17 protein-coding genes are annotated in these 15,317 nt (G+C 66.1%); 12 read left to right on the top strand and 5 right to left on the bottom strand.

Features of this window, described 5'->3' with window-relative positions; translation table 11 throughout:
• Nucleotides 1-74: 74 nt before the first annotated feature.
• The 3 genes from CLG85_RS13780 (at nt 75) to CLG85_RS13770 (ending at nt 2,470) form a co-directional block, all read left to right on the top strand.
• Nucleotides 75-614, top strand: a complete 540-nt coding sequence (locus CLG85_RS13780) for a hypothetical protein (protein ID WP_095881635.1) — start codon at nt 75-77, stop codon at nt 612-614.
• A 268-nt stretch (nt 615-882) separates the two neighbouring features.
• A complete protein-coding gene (locus CLG85_RS13775) occupies nt 883-1,143 on the top strand; it encodes a metal-sensing transcriptional repressor (protein WP_095881634.1) in 261 nt (86 codons plus the stop codon).
• A gap of 7 nt (nt 1,144-1,150) precedes the next feature.
• The gene (locus tag CLG85_RS13770; protein ID WP_095881633.1) at nt 1,151-2,470 is read left to right on the top strand and encodes an MFS transporter; all 1,320 of its coding nucleotides are present in this window, start codon (nt 1,151-1,153) and stop codon (nt 2,468-2,470) included.
• 91 nt (nt 2,471-2,561) lie between these two features.
• Here the strand turns inward: CLG85_RS13770 and CLG85_RS13765 are convergent, their stop codons facing one another.
• Nucleotides 2,562-3,449 carry a LysR family transcriptional regulator gene (locus CLG85_RS13765; protein WP_095881638.1) on the bottom strand — a complete coding sequence of 296 codons (888 nt, stop codon included), beginning with the start codon at nt 3,447-3,449 and terminating at the stop codon, nt 2,562-2,564.
• A 102-nt stretch (nt 3,450-3,551) separates the two neighbouring features.
• Between CLG85_RS13765 and CLG85_RS13760 the strand changes: the two genes are divergently transcribed.
• Nucleotides 3,552-4,049, top strand: a complete 498-nt coding sequence (locus CLG85_RS13760; protein WP_095881632.1) for a lactoylglutathione lyase family protein — start codon at nt 3,552-3,554, stop codon at nt 4,047-4,049.
• A gap of 45 nt (nt 4,050-4,094) precedes the next feature.
• Here CLG85_RS13760 and CLG85_RS13755 read toward each other — a convergent pair whose 3' ends face one another.
• The 3 genes from CLG85_RS13755 to CLG85_RS13745 all read right to left on the bottom strand — a co-directional run bounded on the left by CLG85_RS13755 (nt 4,095) and on the right by CLG85_RS13745 (nt 6,512).
• Nucleotides 4,095-5,399, bottom strand: coding sequence for a sensor histidine kinase (locus tag CLG85_RS13755; protein WP_095881631.1), 1,305 nt, complete (start codon nt 5,397-5,399; stop codon nt 4,095-4,097).
• Nucleotides 5,396-6,067, bottom strand: a complete 672-nt coding sequence (locus tag CLG85_RS13750; protein ID WP_095881630.1) for a winged helix-turn-helix domain-containing protein — start codon at nt 6,065-6,067, stop codon at nt 5,396-5,398. Before CLG85_RS13750 ends, CLG85_RS13755 begins: the two co-directional genes overlap by 4 nt.
• A 73-nt stretch (nt 6,068-6,140) precedes the next feature.
• Entirely contained in the window at nt 6,141-6,512 is a 372-nt protein-coding gene (locus tag CLG85_RS13745) for a PepSY domain-containing protein (RefSeq protein WP_095881629.1), read from the bottom strand.
• A gap of 53 nt (nt 6,513-6,565) precedes the next feature.
• Between CLG85_RS13745 and CLG85_RS13740 the strand changes: the two genes are divergently transcribed.
• The 3 genes from CLG85_RS13740 to CLG85_RS13730 all read left to right on the top strand — a co-directional run bounded on the left by CLG85_RS13740 (nt 6,566) and on the right by CLG85_RS13730 (nt 9,287).
• On the top strand, nt 6,566-7,312 hold the full coding sequence (locus CLG85_RS13740) for a hypothetical protein (RefSeq protein WP_141244494.1): 747 nt from the start codon (nt 6,566-6,568) through the stop codon (nt 7,310-7,312).
• A complete protein-coding gene (locus CLG85_RS13735) occupies nt 7,309-8,091 on the top strand; it encodes a COG4705 family protein (RefSeq protein WP_095881627.1) in 783 nt (260 codons plus the stop codon). The genes CLG85_RS13740 and CLG85_RS13735 overlap by 4 nt, the downstream gene beginning before the upstream one ends.
• Before the next feature lie 140 nt (nt 8,092-8,231).
• Nucleotides 8,232-9,287 (top strand): metallophosphoesterase family protein, encoded by a 1,056-nt coding sequence (locus CLG85_RS13730; protein ID WP_176476533.1) that lies wholly within the window; start codon nt 8,232-8,234, stop codon nt 9,285-9,287.
• On the opposite strand, the gene CLG85_RS13725 is transcribed toward CLG85_RS13730, so the two are convergent.
• On the bottom strand, nt 9,284-10,150 hold the full coding sequence (locus CLG85_RS13725) for a MurR/RpiR family transcriptional regulator (protein ID WP_095881625.1): 867 nt from the start codon (nt 10,148-10,150) through the stop codon (nt 9,284-9,286). The genes CLG85_RS13730 and CLG85_RS13725 overlap by 4 nt on opposite strands.
• Nucleotides 10,151-10,262: 112 nt before the next feature.
• On the opposite strand from CLG85_RS13725, the gene CLG85_RS13720 reads away from it, so the two are divergent.
• Genes CLG85_RS13720 through CLG85_RS13700 form a run of 5 tightly spaced genes read left to right on the top strand, consistent with a single transcriptional unit; the run spans nt 10,263 to nt 15,205 of the window.
• Nucleotides 10,263-11,285: a polyamine ABC transporter substrate-binding protein gene (locus CLG85_RS13720; protein ID WP_095881624.1), complete on the top strand. Its 1,023-nt coding sequence runs from the start codon at nt 10,263-10,265 to the stop codon at nt 11,283-11,285.
• Nucleotides 11,282-12,406, top strand: coding sequence for an ABC transporter ATP-binding protein (locus CLG85_RS13715; protein ID WP_235865350.1), 1,125 nt, complete (start codon nt 11,282-11,284; stop codon nt 12,404-12,406). Before CLG85_RS13720 ends, CLG85_RS13715 begins: the two co-directional genes overlap by 4 nt.
• Nucleotides 12,403-13,287, top strand: a complete 885-nt coding sequence (locus tag CLG85_RS13710) for an ABC transporter permease (RefSeq protein ID WP_095881622.1) — start codon at nt 12,403-12,405, stop codon at nt 13,285-13,287. Before CLG85_RS13715 ends, CLG85_RS13710 begins: the two co-directional genes overlap by 4 nt.
• Nucleotides 13,284-14,102 carry an ABC transporter permease gene (locus tag CLG85_RS13705; RefSeq protein WP_095881621.1) on the top strand — a complete coding sequence of 273 codons (819 nt, stop codon included), beginning with the start codon at nt 13,284-13,286 and terminating at the stop codon, nt 14,100-14,102. The genes CLG85_RS13710 and CLG85_RS13705 overlap by 4 nt, the downstream gene beginning before the upstream one ends.
• Complete coding sequence (locus tag CLG85_RS13700; RefSeq protein ID WP_095881620.1) at nt 14,099-15,205, top strand: DmpA family aminopeptidase; 1,107 nt, start codon at nt 14,099-14,101, stop codon at nt 15,203-15,205. Before CLG85_RS13705 ends, CLG85_RS13700 begins: the two co-directional genes overlap by 4 nt.
• Nucleotides 15,206-15,317: the final 112 nt, after the last annotated feature.

Below are 15,317 nucleotides of genomic sequence, written 5' to 3'. Positions count from 1 at the left end.
TGGCGCCACTACCGCCGTCGTGCGGGAGAAGCCCGGGCGGCGATAGCGTGAACCTGAATGAGGAGGACGCTACCATGACATGCCCAAAAATCTACGCGACCGCAGGGACCTTGATCCTGCTCGCCTCAACGGCCCTGGGTCAGGCCACCGACGTCACCGTGGACAGCTTGATGGACCGGCTCGACGGCGTTGCGCCGGCGGCGGTGCTCGCGAATTCCACGCTGCTGAACCCCACCGCGAGCGGTGAGATGCAGGTCCTTCGCGAGGGCAGCAATGGCTGGACATGTATGTACCCCGGCACCAACCCGATGTGCGCGGACGGGGCGGCGATGAGCTTCCTGCAGGCCTGGATGATGAACGAGGACCCGCCGGACACGCTCGGCTTCGTCTACATGCTGCTGGGGGACGAGGGCGCCAGCAACACCGACCCGCATGCCGAGGGCGAGACAGCGGACAATCATTGGGTCGTTACCGGACCGCATGTCATGCTCCTGGGCAAGGGCGCTCAACCGCTGCTCGACAGCTACCCGACGGAGGTCCCGGAAGGTGCCGGCGCGCCGTGGGTCATGTGGCCGGGAACTCCCTATGCCCATCTGATGCTGCCGATTGACTGACGCCCCGAGGGTCGGTTCGTTCGGCCACGAGGGATCGGCCCTGCTTCACCGACGGGCACCAGACACATGTCCTAACTTCTACGGAAATGAGGTTTTGTGGCTCGTCTCCCGGGCGGCGCTCAGGGCTTGGTGCGCGATGATCTGCGGCGCCGGATCAATTCGGGGCGGCTCCCGCTCTGTCGGCCCGCAAGATCCTGTCAAGAGGGTAGGAGAGGCGGCTTCCCCCGACCACCTTGCCACATCCCCCGTGGGGGGATAATGAATCGGCATGACAAAGCCGCATCGCCATGCAAGCCACCCCAAACTTGTCGCCCGGCTGAAACGAGCCGAGGGCCATTTGCGCTCGGTTGTCGAGATGATCGAGGCGGAGCGCCCCTGTCTGGAGGTCGCCACCCAGCTGCAGGCCGTGGAAAGCGCCATTCGCAATGCGAAACAGGCGCTGATCCACGATCACCTGGACCACTGCCTCGATGCGGACAGCTCCGAGCACGACCGGGCCGAGCTCAAGGCCATCACCCGCTTCCTTTGAGGTCCCCATGCTGGACATCCTGAAAGACCGCACCTACCGGCATCTCTTCCTGGCACAGGTGGTGGCCCTTTTGGGCACCGGGCTTGCTACCGTGGCCCTCGGGCTGCTGGCCTACGACCTGGCCGGCGAGGGCGCGGCCATGGTGCTGGGCACGGTCTTCACCATCAAGATGGTGGCCTATGTCGGCATCGCGCCCATCGCCGGGGCTTTCGCGGACCGGGTGAACCGGCGGGCGCTGCTGGTGGCCCTCGATCTCGTGCGCGCTGCCTGCGCGCTGGCGCTGCCCTTCGTCACCGAGGTCTGGCAGGTCTACGTGCTGATCTTCCTGCTGCAATCGGCCTCGGCCGCCTTCACCCCCACGTTCCAGGCGACGATCCCCGACGTGCTGCCCGAGGAGGCGCGCTACACCCGCGCCCTCTCGCTCTCGCGCCTCGCCTATGACCTCGAGAACATCGTCAGCCCGACGCTGGCCGCGCTGCTACTGGCGGTGATGAGCTACAACACGCTGTTCCTCGGCACGGTGGCGGGCTTCGTCGGCTCGGCGCTGCTGGTGGTCTCGGTGCTGCTGCCGAGCCCCAAGGACTCCGAGCCGCGCGGCATCTACGACCGCACGACCCGCGGCATCCGCATCTACCTCGCCACGCCGCGCCTGCGCGGGCTGCTGGCGCTGAACCTCGCGGTCGCGGCGGCCGGGGCGATGGTGCTGGTGAACTCGGTGGTGCTGGTGCGCGGCACGCTCGGCCTTTCGGAGAGCGCGCTGGCCTGGACCATGTTCGCCTTCGGCGCGGGATCGATGGCGGCGGCTCTGCTGCTGCCGCGACTGCTCGACCGGCTGCCGGATCGTCCGGTCATGCTTGTGGGGGCCGGGCTGATGGTGGCGACGCTGCTCGGGCTGGCGACTGCCATCTTCGCCTCCGGCCTGCACTGGGGCGTGCTGCTGCTCGCGTGGCTGCTGGTCGGCTTCGGCTATTGCGCCGTCCAGACGCCCTCCGGCCGGTTGCTGCGCCGCTCGGCCCACCCCGAGGATCGCCCGGCGCTCTTTGCCGCGCAATTCGCGCTGAGCCACGCCTGCTGGCTTCTGTGCTATCCCCTCTCGGGCTGGCTGATGACCCGCTTCGGCGCGGTGCCCGCGCTGCTCGTCCTTGCCCTGCTGGCGGGGGCCGGGATCCTGCTCGCCCTGCGTCTCTGGCCGGCGGGCGATCCCACCGAGGTCGCGCACAGCCACGACAACCTGCCGCCCGATCACCCGCACCTGAAGGGCGGGCACCAACACAGCCATGCGCTGGTGATCGATGACGCGCACCCCCGCTGGGCGACGCGCTTCTGAGCGGCGCGGAGGTCACGCATGGTCGGCGCCCGCGCGCCCTGAACGAGGCGCGGGTCTTGTTCATTCGGCGCGAGGCTGAATGCGGATCATCTCAATCAAGAGTGCCTGCAAGCTCTTCGATGAGCAACTTGATGCGTTTGAGGCGCACGCTCGGGGGGCGCCCACGTGGCCAAATGGACCATAGCTCTTGGTACTGCGGGATTGGCAGCTTCGCGACATCCACACGATCCGCGAGAAGGAATGCCGCGAGGCCGCTGCGCGGCAACAGGGTGTAGCCCACACCTTCGGCGACGGGGGCCGGTATCTGGCCGATCTGGTTGACGTAGCTGCGAACCCTCAGCCTGTCCGATCCGGTAAAGGCTCCCGGGAAGTTCTGCGGCAAGAGATCGTCGGCGTAACGATAGACATCCGGATGCGCGATGAGGCCCAGGGTCTCGAGGTCGTCGAACGCGGCAACCCCGCCTGCCTGCATCGGTAGCAAGAGGCAGAGTTCCTCTTGCCCCACATGCTGAGCTTCGATCCGTGGATGCCCCGGGTCTTCGCCGACCACCCCGAGATCGAAGCGCCCGTCCAGGACACCCGAAAGGATGTCGGCCTGAGGTGCAGCCTCGACGTGGATCGCGAGGCCGGGAGCCTCCCGCATCAGCGCGATTGCGCGCGGGTAGAAAAGCATCGCGAAACTGCCCGAGCAGGCAAGCCGAAGCTCTCCGACATCCGGGTCATCCCGCGTGATGGCCTCGCGCAGCGCTCTTTCCTCGGCGCGCCGCGTCAGGCCGAGCTCTCGGAGCTTTTCTCCCGCGGTGGTCAGGCTGAAGCTCTTTCCATCCTGCGCGATCAACCGCTGCCCGAGCTGCTGTTCGAGCTTGCGCAGATGCTGCGAAACACCGGGCTGCGTCATGTTCAGCCGCTCCGCAGCGCGGGTGAAATGTCCCTCTTCGGCGAGGACGGTGAAGGTCTCGATCCAGGTGGCGTTGAGCATCGATTGATAACGTGGCGTTTGGATAAATATAAGATACGATAATTTCATATTGTGACATTGGCTGTCTACATCTCTTGCACCCCCAGACGACAGGAGATCGACATGAACACGACACCCCGCACGTTCTCGCATATTGGCCTCTCGGTTCCGGACCTCGACGCCGCGGTGAAATTCTATTCCGAAGTCATGGGCTTTTACGTGCTCATGCAGCCGAGCGAGATCGCCGAGGACGACAGCGCGATCGGTCTGATGTGCACCGACGTCTTTGGCCCGGGCTGGAAGCGGTTGCGGATTGCGCATCTCTCCACCGGAGATGGCATCGGTATAGAACTATTTGAATTCGCAGGGAACTATGTCCCCGAGGATAACTTCGCCTTCCGGCGGCACGGGACCTTCCATTTCGCGATCCAAGACCCGGATCTCGAGGGGCTGCTAGAGAAGATCGTCGCGGCGGGCGGCAAGCAGAGGATGCCGGTACGCGCATACTTCCCTGGTGAGAAGCCCTACCGCATGGTCTATGTCGAAGATCCCTTCGGAAACGTTTTCGAGCTCTACAGCCACAGCTACGAGCTAACCTACTCCAGAGGCGCCTACGCGTAGGCGACGGGGCAAGGCGATCCTCCGCGGTTTGCCGGGGCGCTGTTGTCAGCCCGGGAAGGTGACGGTGACCAGCAGCCCCGGCCGCGCGTCGCCGAGCGCCAACTCTGCGCGATGCAGGTCGGCGATGGCCTTCACCAGCGCCAGCCCCAATCCCGAGCCGGGGGTCGAGCGGCTGGCCTCGAGCCGCGCGAGGCGGCGCAGGACGTGATCACGCTGGCCCTCGGGAATGCCGGGACCGCCATCTCGGACCGCGAGCACCCGGCCGGTCAGCGAGATCCTGATCTCGGTGCGCGGCGCGTGGCGCAGGGCGTTTTCGATGAGGTTCGCAACCAGTCGCGACAGCAGGTGACGATCACCGCTCACCGGGAGCGGGGACTCTACTGAGCAAGTCAGCAGTCCACCACTGTCCTCGGCGGATGGGCCGTAGATCTCCACCATGTCTTCGAGCAGGCCACCGAGGTCCACGCGGGTGAACGCCTCGCGCCCCTGTCCGCCCTCGAGCTGCGCGATTTGCAACAGGGATTGGAATGTCGCGATGATCTGCGCGGTCTCGGTGCTCGCTTGTGCCAGCGGCTCGCGCGCCCGATCTGGAAGGTCGCTTCCGGCAAGCTGCTCCAGCCGCACCGCGACGCGCTGGATCGGGGTCTTGAGATCATGGGCAATGTCGGCACCGATCTGGCGGAGCGCCCCTACCGCGGCTTCCTGTGCCTCGGCCATGCGGTCGAGGTCGCGCGAAATATCGCCAAGGTCCGTGTCGGGATGCGGCGCCCCCACACGGGCAACGAGGTCACCCTCGCTCAGCGCGTGCCGCGTGCTGCGGATCGCCTCCACCCGCGCCGTCGTCCGGCGCACCACGACGATGCCGATGGCCGAGGTCAGCAGCAACGCCGGCAGCAGCGCGAAGCCGAGGATCGCAATGAAGGTCTCCTGCAGCTCGGACATGCTGTCGCGCCCCACCGCCACCGTCAGTGCGCCGCGTTCAAGATCGGCATGCCGCACAAGATAGCTGTCGGCGACCGGCTCGGGCAGGGCAACGTCGTCGTCTCCGACGATGCCTTCGGGCAGGTCCGAGGCGATATTGGCCACCGTCTGCCCGTCCAGCTCGAGCCGGATCAGCAACGCGCGCCGGTCGGCTGCGGCGGCGACTTCACCCGCACGCTCAAGCCGCTCTTCGGTCTCGGGGATCGCCCGGATTTCCTCGATGGTCTGGTCGGCGCGCAAGGCGATCTCGGCGCCGAGCGCCTGATGCATGATCACATAGGCAATGCCGAGCCCAACCGAGGTGAAGACGGTGAACACCGTGATCAGCACCACCGAGAGCCGCAGCGGCGTCGAGCGGAACCGTGTCATTCCGCGATCCGGTAGCCCGAGCCGCGCACGGTTTCGATCAGCGTCACCTCGAAGGGCTTGTCGACCTTGGTCCGGAGCCGGCTCATGTGGCTTTCGACGACGTTGGTCTGCGGATCGAAATGGATGTCCCAGACCCCCTCGAGCAGCATGGTCCGCGTCTGCACACGCCCTTTGCGGCGCAGCAGGTGTTCGAGCAACGCAAACTCGCGCGGCTGCAGGTCGATCGGCTGGCCGCCCCGGGTGACCTTGCGGGTCAGCAGGTTCATCTCGAGATCGCGCGCCCGCAGCACCGTCGGCTCGTCCGAGGGCGGCGGTCGGCGCGCCAGCGCGGCAAGGCGGGCGGAGAGCTCGCCGAAGGCGAAGGGCTTGGTCAGGTAGTCGTCGGCCCCGGCGTTCAGCCCGTCGATACGGTCCTCGATGCCACCAAGCGCGGTCAGCAACAGCACCGGCGCCGGGTTCCTCGACGCGCGCAGAGTGCGCAGGATCGACATGCCGTCGACATCCGGCACCATCCGGTCGAGCACCATCACGTCGTAGCTGCCCGTCATCGCCTGCATCAGCCCGTCGCGGCCATTGTCCAGCAGGTCGACCACATGGCCCTCGGCGCGCAGGCCGGTGGCGACGTAGTCTCCGGTCGTGGGATCGTCTTCGATGACGAGGATATGCATTGGGTCTCCCAAAGATAGGGGCGGCAGGGGAACCCTGCCGCCCGAGCGGTTGTAACGGACGGGAATGCGCCTGTCAGTCGTTGTCCTCGCCGTCCTCGCCCTGCTCGTGATCTTCGTCGTCATCGGTTTCCGTCACCTTGGTCACCGCGCCGCTGGAGGGATCGACGAACCAGGTCTGCATCGCGCTTGAGGCGTCGGCGATCTCGACCTCGTAGCCCCAGCTGCCCAAATCGTTGTCCTCCCAGCCCGCCGAGATCGCGATGCCGCCGGTCTCGTTCTGCGCGGCATCCACCGCCTGCGTCAGGGTCATGCCGCTCGCCTGGACCGCCTGGATTTCCTCGGCGTCCGTCATCTCCGCGCTCTTCTCGGTGCCGGCCCAGGCGGCACCGGCCTCGCCGGCGGCGAGGGTCACGGGGATCAGGCTCAGGGGGATGATGCGTTTCATGGGTCTTTCTCCTCTTCGGGCCCGGCGGCGTGCCGTGACCTCGTGACAGAGAGATGGACGGCGGCCTCTGGCGGCGCATGACGACGGGATTGATAATCCGTAATGCCGAACGCCGTCACATTACGGTTTCCCAACCTTCCCGTCAGACGGGCGCAGACCCCGGGCCCCAGAACGACCTCATCGACCATTTCGGTGAGGATTTCGCCATGAAACAACTCCTGCTCGCCACGGCGCTGATTGCCCTCCCCGTGGCGGTCTTCTCCGGCGTGGAGCATTTCGTCATCGGCGCCACCGCTGCTCCGGCGCAGCAGGGCGCGGGACCGTCGCTTGGCGATCTGTCGAAATTTGCGGCGATCGTGAGCGACACCCAGAAGATCGCGGCGACAGGTGATCTTGTCGCCGCCGAGGCGCGGATCACCGACCTCGAAACCGCCTGGGATGACGCCGAGGAGGAGCTGCGGGCAAAGGCCCCGGACCCGGCAGGGGTCGAGACCGCTCTGAGCGATCTTCGGGCCACCCTGGCCGATCCGACCCCGTTCGCCGCGGTCGGGGGCGCAGCTCAGACCCTGGACGGCATCGCCGTGACCGACGCCGCGGGGCATCCGCTGCCCTGCGAGGTCATGCTGTCCGATCTCCGCGACGCGCTGTCCGCCGGGCGCGCATCCGACACGGCCAGACCGCAGATCGCCGATCTCCAGTCCAAGGCGACCGAGCGCTGCAATGCCGACGATGACCGCCGGGCGGATGCCTTTTCGGCCCAAGCCCTTGCCCTTCTAACGCCAACCAAGGTGACAAGATGACCGCTCTCGACACAGGCATCGAGCTTCTCGACGGCCGCCAGACCAATCCCCGCAACAAGGTGCCCGACGTGACCGCTGCCTTCTGGCTCATCAAGCTTATGGCGGTCACCATGGGCGAGACCGCCGCGGATTATCTCAACGTCAATCTCGGGATGGGGCTGACCACCACGTCGCTGATGATGACGGTGCTGCTGGTCGGAACCCTTGCCCTGCAGTTCTCGCGCGATCGCTACGTTCCCTGGACCTACTGGCTGAACGTCGTGCTGATTTCCGTCGTCGGCACGCTGATCACCGACAACCTCGTGGACAATCTCGGCGTCAGCCTCGTGACCTGCACGGCGGTCTTCAGCGTCGCGATCGCCGCCTGTTTCGCGCTCTGGTACGGCGAGGAAGGCACGCTGTCGATCCATGACGTCGACAATCCGGTGCGCGAGGCCTTCTACTGGGTCGCGATCCTCTGCACCTTCGCGCTCGGCACTGCCGCGGGGGACCTTGTCGCCGAGCAGTTCGGACTTGGCTACCTCGCCTCGGGCATCCTCTTCGGATCGGTCATCGCGAGCCTTGCTTTCGGCTACTTCGCACTTGGCCTCGACGGCATCCTCGCCTTCTGGCTCGTCTACATCCTGACCCGGCCGCTCGGCGCGTCCTTCGGAGACCTGCTGTCGCAGCCGGCGGACTACGGCGGGCTCGGCTTCGGCACGGTGACCACCAGCCTCGGTTTCCTCGCGTTCATCATCGCCACCGTCGCGGCCATGAGCGTCGGTCTGCGCCGGCGCTGACCCCTCCTTTTGAAACTGCCGCGGGCGGTCTCCTCGCGGCGCGCATAGGAGGCGGGGTGATCCGGCCCACGCAGGCCTTCGCCAAGTCCAATGACGCAATAGCACCTCCCCGCGGACCAGAAGACATGAGGCATATACCCATGAGAAAATCAGCACTTCTTGCGGCGGTCCTGACGCCATTCCTTCTCATTGCGGCGATTGAATCGCAGTGGCCGGCATATGCCGCATACGAGCTTGGTGGTGTGGATGCGACGTCCGGGGTGGATAGCGGTGCCACGCCTCAGGACGTCCTCAGTGCGGTCGGAGAAGCCCAAGGCGACCCCCTGACCCTGCTTGCGGTGGGCGACATCGCCAACTGCGCGGAGGCGCCCGGCCTTGCCAGCGCCTTTCCGGTCAGCGCCAACCTGCTTGGCCTCGCTTCCGCCTTCGATCCGGCGACGGCCCCGGCGGTGCCAACCGTGGAGCTCATGGCGCAATGGCCGAACGCGCCGGTCCTGGCGCTTGGCGATCTGGTCTACAGCTCGGGAAAACCCGTGGAGTTCTCTGACTGTTTCGATCCGCTGTGGAAGGACAATCGCGCACGGACGCTCCCCACGCCCGGCAATCACGAATACAATACGCCCGATGCCTTTGGGTACTACCAGTACTGGGGCGAGCGCGCGGGCCCCGGCGATCTGGGCTACTACGCCACGCACCACGGCAACTGGCTGATCCTCTCGCTGAACAGCGAAACCGACGCCAGCCCCGGATCGCCACAGGCGCTTTGGCTGAAAAAGACTCTGGCCGCCTCTCCCGAGGCCTGTGTCCTCGCTTTCTATCACCGGCCCGCCTATTCGCTGATGGAGCGGGGAGGCCGCGACAACGCCGTCGCGCTGTTCAGGCAGCTGGAGCAGGCCGGGGCGAGCGTGGTTCTCAACGGGCACAACCATTTCTACGAGCGCACGCTGCCGCTCGACGCGGAGGGTTCGCCGGATGCAGAGAACGGGACGGTGTCCTTTACCGTCGGCACCGGTGGCGAGACGTCGCGCGAGATGCCGACGCTGGATACCACCGCCAAGGCCATCTTCGGTCATCTGGGTGTCCTGCGGCTCGAGCTTGGACAAGACGGCTATCGCTGGTGGTTCGAGGATGCGGAGAGCGGCGCCACGATGGACGCCGGGCAGGCCCCCTGCGTCCTTCGGCGCACCCGCGCCTAGAAGATACCAATCCGCGTCGCCAGCCGCTTCCAGTCGCGCATCCGCTGGTCGAGATCCCGTACCGAGCCGTTTGCCGTCGCGTGGATGAGAAGCCCGGTCGCCGCGGTGAGCCCGAGGAGCGACTCCAGGAATAGCCCGGTCTTCGAAGGCGTGTTGATCACCGCGTCGGTGACCTCATGCGCCCAGTGGCAATATTCATCGGTCACCACCACCACCGTCCGGCCCTGCTCGCGGGCCAGCCGGGCGATGGTCTCGCATTCCGCAGCATAGGGGATGACATCGATGACCAGCAGGCAGCTGCTACCGGGGGCAGGGGGATCGAGCCATTCGGACAGCATACTGTCATGGCCCGACAGGAACCGCACGCGCGGACGGGCGAGAGCGAGGCGACGGGCGGTGTCCTCGGCGAGGCCGCGCACGGTCTGGAAGCCGGTGACGTAGACTTCCTCTGCCTCGCGCAGGTAGCGCTCGGCGGTCTGGAAGGCGGGGCTGCCGATCTTGGAATAGACGGTGCTGACCGCTCGCAGCTCGGCGGTCATCTGCTCCTGCCAGTCCTCGGGCAGTTCGAAGCCCTCCTCGGCGAGGCTCTCGCCGGTGACCGAGTAGCGATGCCGAAGCATCGCCTTGAACTCCTTCATTCCGGCGCAGCCGAAGCGGCGCAGCATCCGGCCCACCGTGATCTCGGCCACGCCCGCCTTCTGGGCGATGGACTTGCCGGTCTCGAAGGAGATCGAATTGAGGTTGAGCAGGAAATACTGCGCGACCTTCGCCTCCTGCTTGGGCAGCGAGGCCATGCCTTCCTCGAGTCTGCTCACGAAATCATCGATTGGTGCCTCGGCGTAGGACGCAAACCCGTGTGACATGACAGATCTCCCAATGACAGAAAACTAACATTTGACGAAAATGACAGTAACGAACCATTTTGGCGACTCAAGGCAAAACCGAAAATCAGCCTGACAGGGAGCCATTGAATCCATGAAGAAGATGCATCTCGCCGCGACGACGGCGCTGACCCTCGCGCCGTTGGCGGCCTCCTCCGAGACGCTGTCGATCTACAACTGGGGCGATTACATCAACCCCGCCGTGCTCGAGGCCTTCACCGAGGAGACCGGCGTAGAGATCACCCTCGACAGCTACGGCTCGAACGAGGAGATGCTGGCGAAGATCCAGGCCGGGGCGACCGGCTACGACATCGTCTTTCCGTCGGTGCACATGCACGACATCATGTTCCAGCTCGGCCTGCTGGCGAAAACCGACATCGGCGCGTCGCCGGACTTCAAGAACATCGACCCGCAGTTCGTCCGCGCCAAGACCGACCCCGATGCCGAATACTGCCTGCCCTACGCCTGGGGCAACGTCGGCATCGTCTACAACAAGGAACTGGCGGGTGACATCAAGAGCTGGGACGACTTCTTTGCGCTCGGCGACGCGGGCAAGAAGATCACGCTGCTGGACGACCTGCGCGAGACCATCGGCATCGGCTTGATCAAGACCGGTGCCTCGGTGAACTCCACCGATCCGGGCGAGGTCGCGGCGGCGGCGGATTACATCATCGACCACATCGCCGGCGTCACCGCCTTCACCTACGACTCGGTGCCTCAGGTGATCTCGGGCGACGTGGCGGCGGCGCATTGGTACGTGGGTGCGAACCTCTACGTCTCGGAGAACCCCGAGACCATCGGCTACATGATCCCCGAGGAAGGCGCGACCATGTACCAGGAAGATATCTGCGTTCTGGAGTCGGCGCCTAACAAGGACGCGGCGAAGAAGTTTCTCGAGTTCTACCTGCGCCCCGAGATCGCGGCTCTGAACGTCGAGCAGCAGATGAATGGCACGCCGAACCTGCCCGCGCAGAAGCTGATCCCGGTCGAGCTGTCGTCCAACGAGACGATCTACCCGCCGGAGTCGGTGATGGAAAAGCTGCAGATCTTCGAGGATCTGGGCCGCGACCTGCAGCTCTACAACTCGGAATGGACGCGCATCAAGACCGCGCAATGACGCCCTTTGACACCTACCCGGCGGGGGTCTTTCCCGCCGGACTGCAGGACCGCACGCCCATGTCTTCCCCTCTTGAAATCCTCGATGCCCGCAAGTCCTTCCGGACCCCAGAGGGCGGCACCATGACCGCGCTCGACGGCATCTCGCTGAAGCTCGCCAGCGCCGAGTTCGTCACCCTGCTCGGCCCCTCGGGCTGCGGCAAGACCACGCTTCTGCGCACCATCAGCGGCTTCGAGACGCTGGACGCGGGCGAGGTGCTGATCGATGGAACCGCCGTCACCCAGATGCCCGCGCACCGCCGCCCGGTGAACACCGTGTTCCAGCGCTATGCACTCTTCGGCCACATGAGCGTGGCGCGCAACGTCGGCTACGCGCTCGAGATCGCCGGGCGAGACAAGCGCGAGATCCGCGCCCGCGTCGGCGAGATGCTGGAACTGGTGGGCCTTGCGGGGATGGAGAAGCGCGCGATCCAGCAGCTCTCTGGCGGCCAACAGCAGCGCGTGGCGCTGGCGCGGGCGCTTGCCGCGAAACCCAAGCTGCTGCTGCTCGACGAACCGCTTTCGGCGCTCGACAAGAACCTGCGCCAAAAGATGCAGCAGGAATTGAAGGCGCTGCAGCGCGAGCTCGGCATCGGTTTCATCTTCGTCACCCACGACCAGGAAGAGGCGCTGACCATGTCCGACCGGATCGCCGTTCTGGCGCATGGGCAGATCCAGCAGATTGGCGCGCCGACCGAGCTTTACCAGACCCCGGCCAACCTCTTTACCGCCGATTTCCTCGGCGAGAGCAACCTGCTGCCGGTCAAGGTCGCGGCGGGCAGGGCAGGGCTCTGCGACGGGCAGAGCTTTGCCACCGCGCGTCCCGCCGGGGAGGCGACGCTGCTGCTGCGCCCCGAGGCGCTTTCGGTGACGCCGCCCGAGGATCACGCGCTCAGCTTCACCGGCACCATCCGCGAGACCTACTACACCGGCACCGACCACCAGATCGCACTGGAAACCCCGGCTCATGGCACGATCCACGCGCTGCTGCGCAGCGGCAGTGCGCTGCCCGGCCTCGGGGCCGAGATGACGCTGCACGCGCCCGCGCAGGGCCTGCACCTGATAGACGAGGTCGCCGCATGAGCCTCGCCCGCCGCAAGCTGCTGCAGCTCATCGGCCTCCTGGGCGCGCCGACGGTCTTCCTTCTGGTCTTCTTCTTCGGCCCGCTGCTGATCATGCTGGTCTACAGCCTGCTGACGCCAGGGCTCTACGGCGGGGTCGACTGGATCTTCTCGCATCTCAACTACGGGCGTATCCTCGGCTGGGCCGACACGCGCTACGAGAAATTCGACCCGGTCTACATCGCGATCTTCCTGCGCTCGCTGAAACTGGCGGCGCTGACCGTGGTGGCGAGCCTGGCCGTCTGCTACCCCGCCGCCTTCTGGATCAGCCGGATGCGGCCCGGGATGCGCGACTTCGCGATCTTCCTCGTCACCCTGCCGTTCTTCGTCAGCCTGATCGTGCGGCTCTTTGCCTGGGTGCTGATCCTGCGCCCGACCGGGTTTCTCAACCAGGGGCTCATGGGGCTCGGGCTGACCGGCGCGCCGATCGAGTTCCTCTATACCGACTTCGCGGTGATCCTCGGGATGACCTATGTCTTCATCCCCTTCATGTTCCTGCCGCTCTACGGCTCGATCGAGAAGCTCGACCTTGCGCAGATCGAGGCCTCCTCGGACCTTGGGGCCACCCGCTTCCAGACCTTCCGCAAGGTGATCCTGCCCGCCACGCTGCCCGGCATCGTCGGCGGCTCGGTGATCACCTTCATCCCGGCCTTGGGGAACTTCATCGTGCCCTCGGTGCTGGGCGGGGCAAAAGTGCTGATGATCGGCAACCTGATCGAGCAGCAGTTCCTCTCGGCGCGCAACTGGCCCTTCGGCTCGGCGCTGGCGATGCTGGTGATGAGCGCGGTGCTGATCCTGCTGATCGCGCAGTTCCGGCTCGCCAAGAAGGAGGCACAGTCATGATCTTGCGCCGCCTGCTGAGCCTCTACGGGCTGCTCTTCTTTGTCTTCGTCTACGCGCCGATCCTGCTGGTGGTGATCTACTCGTTCAACGCCAACACGCTGAACATGATGATCTGGGACGGTTTCACGCTGGACTGGTACCGCCAGCTCTTCGGCATGGAGACCTCGCTGACGCAAAGCGCCACCTTCGTCGACAGCACCGACCAGCTCTGGGGCGCGGTGCGCACCAGCCTGATCGTCGCGCTCTCGACCTCGGTCTTCTCGACCGTCTGCGGCACCGCGCTGGCTCTGGCCGTGGCGCGCTACCGCTTCCGGCTGGCGCGTTTCTACCGCACGCTGATGACGCTGCCGATGATCATGCCCGACATCGTGCTGGGCATCGCGCTTCTGATCTTCTTCATCACCATCGGCATGAATCTGTCGATGCTGACCATCATCATCGGCCAGTCGACCTTCCTGATCTCCTACGTCTTCGTGACGGTCTCGGCCCGGCTTGCCGAGGTCGATACCTCGGTCGAGGAGGCCTCGGCCGACCTTGGTGCCACCCCGGCGCAGACCTTCCGCAAGGTGACGCTGCCGGGCATCGCACCGGGAATCCTGGGCGGCTGGCTGCTGGCGTTCATCATCTCGATGGACGACCTGGTGATCACCTATTTCATCGCCGGCACCGGTAACACCACGCTGCCCATCCATATCTGGGGCCTGCTCCGCCGCGGCATCAAGCCCGAGATCAACGCCATCGCCACGCTGATGCTGCTGTTCACCCTGGTGATCGCCGCCGCCGGCCTCTACTTCAGATCGAGACGACAGAAATGACCTGCAAGACCAAGCCCCGCGCTCGTGCGCTGGGGATCCCCCTGCCCGGCACCCCGGGGCCGCTCAATGCCATCACCGACGTGCCGGGAATCGAGGTCGGCGCCGCCGAGTTGCTCTCGACGCGTGATCCGTCACTCGCCACCCGCGGCATCCAGGTGCAGACCGGCGTCACGGCGATCCTGCCGCGCGGCCGTGATCCCGAGCCGAAGCCGGTCTGGGCCGGGCAGTTCAGCCTCAACGGCAACGGCGAGATGACCGGCGCGCATTGGGTGCGCGATGGCGGCTGGCTGGCCGGGCCGATCATGATCTCGAACTCCCACGCCATCGGCCCTTGCCACACCGCGGCGGTGCGCTGGATGATCGAGACCTACGGCGCGACCTGGGAGGACAACCACCTCTGGGCGATGCCGGTGGTGGCCGAGACCTATGACGGCGTGCTCAACGATATCAACGGGCTGCATGTGACCGAGGCGCTGGCCCGGCAGGCGCTGGATGCGGCGAGGCCAGGTCCGGTGCGCGAGGGCAACTCCGGTGGCGGCGCGGGGATGATCTGCTACGAGTTCAAGGGCGGCACCGGCACCGCCTCGCGCCAGCTCGAGGTCGAGGGCCAACGCTTCACCCTTGGTGCGCTGGTGCAGGCCAACCACGGTCTGCGTCCGTGGCTGACGGTCGCGGGACGGCGGGTCGGGGCGCAGATGACCGAGCACCGGATCCTCGACATGATGACCGAGCGCGGCTCGATCATCGTCATCCTCGCCACCGACCTGCCGCTATCCTCGAGCCAGCTCGAGCGGCTGTCGCGTCGCGCCGCCATCGGCATCGGCCGGGCGGGTACGCCGGGGGGCAACAACTCGGGCGACATCTTCCTCGCAGTCTCCACCGCCAACGAGATGCCGCTGCCGCAGCTCTCCGGGCCGTGGCGGCAGATGACCTGCCTGAACGACGAGCTGCTCGACCCGGTCTACATGGCCGCCGTCGAGGCGGTGGACGAGGCGGTCCTGAACGCGCTCTGCGCCGCCGAGGACGTGCCCATGGCGCGCCCCGCCGTGGGCATCTGCCGGGCGATGGACACGGACCGGCTGATGGAGCTGTTGGAGGACTGAGGCGGCCTCATCCCAAGCAGGGAGTCCCGGTCGCCCGCCTTGCGCCTTGCGTCCATGCGGGCGACCGGGACTCCCGCGCTTGGTCGACAATATCTCGAATTACGGGACCAGC

Origin of the sequence: Alloyangia mangrovi (assembly GCF_002300555.2) — a bacterium.
Lineage (GTDB): Bacteria > Pseudomonadota > Alphaproteobacteria > Rhodobacterales > Rhodobacteraceae > Salipiger > Salipiger mangrovi.
This window is presented reverse-complemented; position numbering and strand designations above follow the sequence as displayed.

Coding starts and splice junctions, on each gene's coding strand:
- CLG85_RS13780 (WP_095881635.1), top strand. CDS start 75: ATGACATGCCCAAAAATCTACGCGACCGCAGGGACCTTGATCCTGCTC.
- CLG85_RS13775 (WP_095881634.1), top strand. CDS start 883: ATGACAAAGCCGCATCGCCATGCAAGCCACCCCAAACTTGTCGCCCGG.
- CLG85_RS13770 (WP_095881633.1), top strand. CDS start 1,151: ATGCTGGACATCCTGAAAGACCGCACCTACCGGCATCTCTTCCTGGCA.
- CLG85_RS13765 (WP_095881638.1), bottom strand. CDS start 3,449: ATGCTCAACGCCACCTGGATCGAGACCTTCACCGTCCTCGCCGAAGAG.
- CLG85_RS13760 (WP_095881632.1), top strand. CDS start 3,552: ATGAACACGACACCCCGCACGTTCTCGCATATTGGCCTCTCGGTTCCG.
- CLG85_RS13755 (WP_095881631.1), bottom strand. CDS start 5,399: ATGACACGGTTCCGCTCGACGCCGCTGCGGCTCTCGGTGGTGCTGATC.
- CLG85_RS13750 (WP_095881630.1), bottom strand. CDS start 6,067: ATGCATATCCTCGTCATCGAAGACGATCCCACGACCGGAGACTACGTC.
- CLG85_RS13745 (WP_095881629.1), bottom strand. CDS start 6,512: ATGAAACGCATCATCCCCCTGAGCCTGATCCCCGTGACCCTCGCCGCC.
- CLG85_RS13740 (WP_141244494.1), top strand. CDS start 6,566: ATGGACGGCGGCCTCTGGCGGCGCATGACGACGGGATTGATAATCCGT.
- CLG85_RS13735 (WP_095881627.1), top strand. CDS start 7,309: ATGACCGCTCTCGACACAGGCATCGAGCTTCTCGACGGCCGCCAGACC.
- CLG85_RS13730 (WP_176476533.1), top strand. CDS start 8,232: ATGAGAAAATCAGCACTTCTTGCGGCGGTCCTGACGCCATTCCTTCTC.
- CLG85_RS13725 (WP_095881625.1), bottom strand. CDS start 10,150: ATGTCACACGGGTTTGCGTCCTACGCCGAGGCACCAATCGATGATTTC.
- CLG85_RS13720 (WP_095881624.1), top strand. CDS start 10,263: ATGAAGAAGATGCATCTCGCCGCGACGACGGCGCTGACCCTCGCGCCG.
- CLG85_RS13715 (WP_235865350.1), top strand. CDS start 11,282: ATGACGCCCTTTGACACCTACCCGGCGGGGGTCTTTCCCGCCGGACTG.
- CLG85_RS13710 (WP_095881622.1), top strand. CDS start 12,403: ATGAGCCTCGCCCGCCGCAAGCTGCTGCAGCTCATCGGCCTCCTGGGC.
- CLG85_RS13705 (WP_095881621.1), top strand. CDS start 13,284: ATGATCTTGCGCCGCCTGCTGAGCCTCTACGGGCTGCTCTTCTTTGTC.
- CLG85_RS13700 (WP_095881620.1), top strand. CDS start 14,099: ATGACCTGCAAGACCAAGCCCCGCGCTCGTGCGCTGGGGATCCCCCTG.